This is a genomic window from Deltaproteobacteria bacterium (assembly GCA_016874775.1).
Taxonomy (GTDB): domain Bacteria; phylum Desulfobacterota; class Binatia; order Bin18; family Bin18; genus VGTJ01.
In genome coordinates, this window is sequence record VGTJ01000295.1 from 1 (window position 1) to 4,465 (window position 4,465).

A 4,465-nucleotide genomic window follows, 5' to 3' on the forward strand; every position below is an offset into this window, starting at 1 on the left:
CTTATAGCAGATCCCACCGCCGTCCGTGAAGTCCACACCTACTCCGGGACACTTGCACCCGTACTCGTCACCGAGCATCCAAATAAACGAGACATACGAAAGTCAACCAGCTTTGCCGGAAGGGTACGATGATGCTTCCATGAGTATGTTTTCTAAGAGAAGTTTCTGCCCTCGTCAACACAATTGCTGAACACGATATTATCGCAGCATTTCCTCATTGGGTTCTGGAGCCAGTAGGTTGATGATCGAGTCGTTGAGAATCCCTGCCCTTCAATGGCTCGATGACCCGATGACTCACTGACTCAATGCTTCCAGCAACGCGTTGGCATTCTTCAACGACTCGGTATCAAACCCTTCGGTGAACCAGTTGTAGAGGTCAGATAACATCTGGTGAGCAGCTTGCTTCTCTTCAGGTGACCGCAATAATGCCAGCCACGCCAGGCTGAAAATGAGCCAACCCGGCTCTCTCACTCGTCATTCTGCTGTCCAGTCCTCGACTTTCAGCTCTGGGATTTTGCCAAAGTCAGTGAGGTTGCGCGAGAGGAGAGTTGCGTCGTTGGCAAGCACGATGGCAGCGATCTTGAGGTCCATCGTCCCGAGCGTGCGATGTCTCTTACGCAAGCGTTGGAATTCTGTGGCCGCGCGAAGGTCAAACTCCAAGACGATAATCGCTCGATAGTTGTCCAGATGCCGTTTGAGGCGCCGATATGCTTCCACCTGTTGTGTCACCGATCGCATGCGGGCCACGTAGGCCAACCAGCCACGCAGCTGTTCCTCAAAATTAATGATGGTTGTAGCCGCTTGATCAGGAGCAATACGCGATAAGCGGGCTAGGAGGCGCTGCGTTGTGGAGCTAGCCTCCCACTCAAGGACGCTCAGATGATCAGTGTCGAGAACGAGCATCGCTGCCCTTGCGCTGCCGTGAGGTGGAAGGCCTGTAGGAACGTCGCTGTTGTTGGCCCAATTTCATTGCTTCTTGATACATGCGATCGCGAGCAAAGGAGTCGGTGATTTTCTCCCACCAAGGTTTTTCCTCTCCTCGTTTGCCCTCAAGTACGTTTCTTAAGCGAACAACCTCATGTTCAAGGGCAGCCACACGGGCGGCTAATTTTTCAGTAGGCATACACGCAACTCTTGCGAATCAGAAATCAGAATATTCTTACTGCTTTCTATCACACCTCTTCGGCCCTTCAATGGCTTAATGGCCGGATGACCCGATGGCTCAATCGCAAATGTCTTACTGACTCAATGCCTCCAGCAACGCCTTGGCATTCTTCAACGGCTCGGTGTCAAACCCTTCGGTGAACCAGTTGTAGGCCCGCGACGCCCAAAAGTGTGCATCGCGCATGCGCGATGCACACTTTCATGTGGAGTTCCGGATCATCCCGCATAACTTAGAGTGACTTTTCCTATCCTAGTGGAAACGTTGCGCTTTTACAGAGAGTATCGCCTTTTCGGCTCGACATGATCCGGTCCATACGTTTTGCTCCTGCAGCAGAATGCTGTTGAGAGGAGACACGTATGATCGATTCGTTCATTGTCCATCCCACCGTCCGTCAACGCCTCCGTGAAGGCCCACTCGGCCCTGCCGTCGATCACATCGCACAGACGTTGCAGGCCCAAGGGTATGCTGCTGCGACTATCAGAATCTACTTGCGCAACACCGCGCACTTTGGGCAGTGGTTAGCACGCCATCATATTGCGGTAGCCTCGGTGACCAACGCCACGGTTGATCGCTATCTTCGCCACTGTGGTCGGTTACCGTCTGGCCATCTTCCCAAAGCCGTCCATGGCCTCCGACCTCTCGTGACGCTCCTACGGGAGCAAGGCCTCGTGCCAGAGCAAGCAGTGCTACCCCCTGCGACGGAATGTGACAGCTGGGTACACCGCTACGAACACTATCTCCGTACTGTCCAGGGTGCAGCCGCGAGTACCCGCGCGACCTATCTACGCCTTGCACGTCGGTTCCTCACGTATTGCTTTCCTACCGGGCGGGTCGACTGGCCCGCTGTCAAGGCGGAGGACGTAGCCAGCTTCGTGCAACGCGAAACCGCGCACCGTGTGGGTGCTGGCCGTCGAGAACCAGCTGCTGCCGTCCGGGCGGCCTTGCGATTTGTCGTGCTCTGCGGCGATCGTGCCCCTGGCTTAGAAGGCGCTGTCCCCATGCCACGCCAGTGGCTGCATGCCTCGCTGCCACCCCAGCTGACACGAACCGAAGTCGAACAGGTCTTACAAAGTACACAGGGCACTACGCCAGCAGCGATCCGCAATCACGCGATTCTGCTCTTGTTGGCCCGACTCGGTGTACGCGCACGAGAGGTGGCGCGTCTACAGCTCGATGATATCCAGTGGCACGCCAGCCAACTGATGTTCGTCCCGGCAAAGCCCATCAAGAACGGTGCTTGCCATTGTCACAAGAAGTGGGAGATGCCTTGGTCTCCTACCTCACGACGACCCGACCAACAAGTCCGAGTCGCTACGTCTTTCTCCGCCTCAAGCCACCGTTTCGTCCTTTGGTCCGAGCCTGTGGTATTGGACGGCTTGTCCGTCGCGCGTTGGAACGTACGGGGATTCCACCACGGACTCCTATGGGGGCCCATCTGTTTCGTCATACTGCCGCCTCGCTCATGGTACAGCACGGAGCGACGTTCAAGGAGGTCGCCGATGTCCTCGGCCATCGCTCACTGCAAACCACCGGCCTCTATGCCAAGCTCGACTTCACCAATCTCGCGGCGGTGGCGTTGCCGTGGAATGGAGGTGGGCAATGACAGAACAGCAACTCACTGCGCATCTCGACACGTATTTGCGACTCCGTACGACATTAGGGTTTCGTGTCCAACAGGAACCTTCACTCCTGCGCGCGTTCGTGCAGTTTGTCACGCAGCGTGCAGCTGGAGAACCAGTGCGGGCTGCCTTGGCCGTGGAGTGGGCGTGTCTCCCCAGTCAGCGGGGACCGCGTCGGAGTCCAGCCCAACGCTTAAGCATGGTACGGCGCTTCCTCACGTATGTACGTGCCCACGCGCCAGAGACCGAAGTGCCCGATCATCACTTGGTAGCAGGTGCCAGGCGACGGCTACCGTTTCTGTTTACGCCGGCACAAGTGGTGACCTTAGTACAGGTTGCGCAGCAAGCCAAGCCGCACGACTCGTTGCGTCCTCATACGTTGGCCACGCTCATTGGCTTGTTGGCCAGTACCGGCCTGCGGATTAGTGAAGCGTTGCACTTAGACCGAGCCGATGTCCAGTTGGAGGCCGATCCGCCTCGCTTGCTGATTGCGCCGACCAAGTTCCATAAAGCACGGTGGGTCCCACTCCATACCACCACCGCCACTCAACTGCGACAGTATCAACGGTTGCGACAGCGTCACTTTCCACGTCCCACCACTGATCGCTTCTTCGTGTCGGCGAAAGGAAAACCTGTGAATCACGATGCGCTCTGGGCGTGGTTCTCCCAAACGTGTCGCCAGCTTGGCTTTTGGCCGACTAGCGATGACGCACGGCGGCCGTGTTTGCATTCGCTCCGTCACAGCTTTGCCGTCCAGCGAGTGTTGCAGTGGTATGAAGCTGGTCTTGATGTCTATGGCCCCTTGCCTCACCTATCGGTGTATCTTGGCCATGTCCGTCCACAGGAAAGTTACTGGTATCTCACGGCTACGCCAGAACTGCTCACGCAGGCAGCCCATCGCTTTGCCCAGTTTGTCGGCACAGGAGGTGAGACATGAAAGCGTCACTCGATGTGGTCAGTCCCCATATCCATGCGTTCTTCACGGAGTATTTAGCCAAGCAGAAACGAGCCAGTCCCCATACCGTCACCAGTTGTCGCGATACCCTGCGCTTACTGCTCACGTACGTGCAGGAAACCACAGGGCGTGCGCCGTCTGCCGTCCGCGTCTCCGATCTGACCCTGCCGCTCATCTTACAGTTTCTGGACCATTTGGAGCAGCAACGCGGGAATAGTGTCCGCTCGCGTAATATTCGGCTCTCCGTGATTCGCGCCCTGTTTCGGACGATCGCTTTGCGTGATCCCTCCTGTATTGCGCAGACGACACAGATCCTCGCGATTCCCATCAAACGCGAAGAGAAGAAGCTAGTCGGGTTTCTGACCCGGGCCGAAGTCGAGGCCATTGTGGCGGCCCCCGATCAAACGTGCTGGCGTGGGCGGCGGGATCACGTACTGTTATTGACCCTCTACAACACCGGAGCTCGTGTCTCCGAACTCACCGCACTCACGCCTCGACACTTGCGATTTGGAGCGACGAGTTTCGTGCAATTCTTTGGCAAAGGGCGCAAAGAGCGAACGGTTCCCTTGTGGCCACGTACGGCACAGGTGCTGCAAACCGTACCCTTCCGGCAAAGCTGGTTGACTTTCGTATGTCTCGTTTATTTGGATGCTCGGTGACGAGTACGGGTGCAAGTGTCCCGGAGTAGGTGTGGACTTCACGGACGGCGGTGGGATCTGCTATAAG

At 56.8% G+C, this 4,465-nt stretch carries 5 protein-coding genes and 1 pseudogene; 4 read left to right on the plus strand and 2 right to left on the minus strand.

All coding sequences use genetic code 11. The annotated features are described in order from the left end of the window. Nucleotides 1-474 precede the first annotated feature (474 nt). Nucleotides 475-903 (minus strand): type II toxin-antitoxin system VapC family toxin, encoded by a 429-nt coding sequence (locus FJ147_27505; protein MBM4259632.1) that lies wholly within the window; start codon nucleotides 901-903, stop codon nucleotides 475-477. Beyond that, a complete protein-coding gene (locus tag FJ147_27510) occupies nucleotides 884-1,123 on the minus strand; it encodes a hypothetical protein (protein MBM4259633.1) in 240 nt (79 codons plus the stop codon). The genes FJ147_27505 and FJ147_27510 overlap by 20 nt, the downstream gene beginning before the upstream one ends. A gap of 398 nt (nucleotides 1,124-1,521) precedes the next feature. On the opposite strand from FJ147_27510, the pseudogene FJ147_27515 reads away from it, so the two are divergent. The 4 genes and pseudogenes from FJ147_27515 (at nucleotide 1,522) to FJ147_27530 (ending at nucleotide 4,398) form a co-directional block, all read left to right on the plus strand. After that, nucleotides 1,522-2,112 (plus strand): annotated as a pseudogene (locus FJ147_27515) (hypothetical protein). Between the two features lie 236 nt (nucleotides 2,113-2,348). Beyond that, entirely contained in the window at nucleotides 2,349-2,768 is a 420-nt protein-coding gene (locus FJ147_27520; GenBank protein ID MBM4259634.1) for a hypothetical protein, read from the plus strand. Further along, nucleotides 2,765-3,721, plus strand: a complete 957-nt coding sequence (locus FJ147_27525; GenBank protein MBM4259635.1) for an integrase — start codon at nucleotides 2,765-2,767, stop codon at nucleotides 3,719-3,721. Before FJ147_27520 ends, FJ147_27525 begins: the two co-directional genes overlap by 4 nt. Beyond that, complete coding sequence (locus FJ147_27530) at nucleotides 3,718-4,398, plus strand: hypothetical protein (protein MBM4259636.1); 681 nt, start codon at nucleotides 3,718-3,720, stop codon at nucleotides 4,396-4,398. The genes FJ147_27525 and FJ147_27530 overlap by 4 nt, the downstream gene beginning before the upstream one ends. The last annotated feature ends 67 nt before the right edge of the window (nucleotides 4,399-4,465 follow it).

Bases quoted from the DNA above. Each gene is read 5' to 3' on its own strand.
- FJ147_27510 (MBM4259633.1), bottom strand. From the start codon at position 1,123: ATGCCTACTGAAAAATTAGCCGCCCGTGTGGCTGCCCTTGAACATGAG.
- FJ147_27505 (MBM4259632.1), bottom strand. From the start codon at position 903: ATGCTCGTTCTCGACACTGATCATCTGAGCGTCCTTGAGTGGGAGGCT.
- FJ147_27530 (MBM4259636.1), top strand. From the start codon at position 3,718: ATGAAAGCGTCACTCGATGTGGTCAGTCCCCATATCCATGCGTTCTTC.
- FJ147_27525 (MBM4259635.1), top strand. From the start codon at position 2,765: ATGACAGAACAGCAACTCACTGCGCATCTCGACACGTATTTGCGACTC.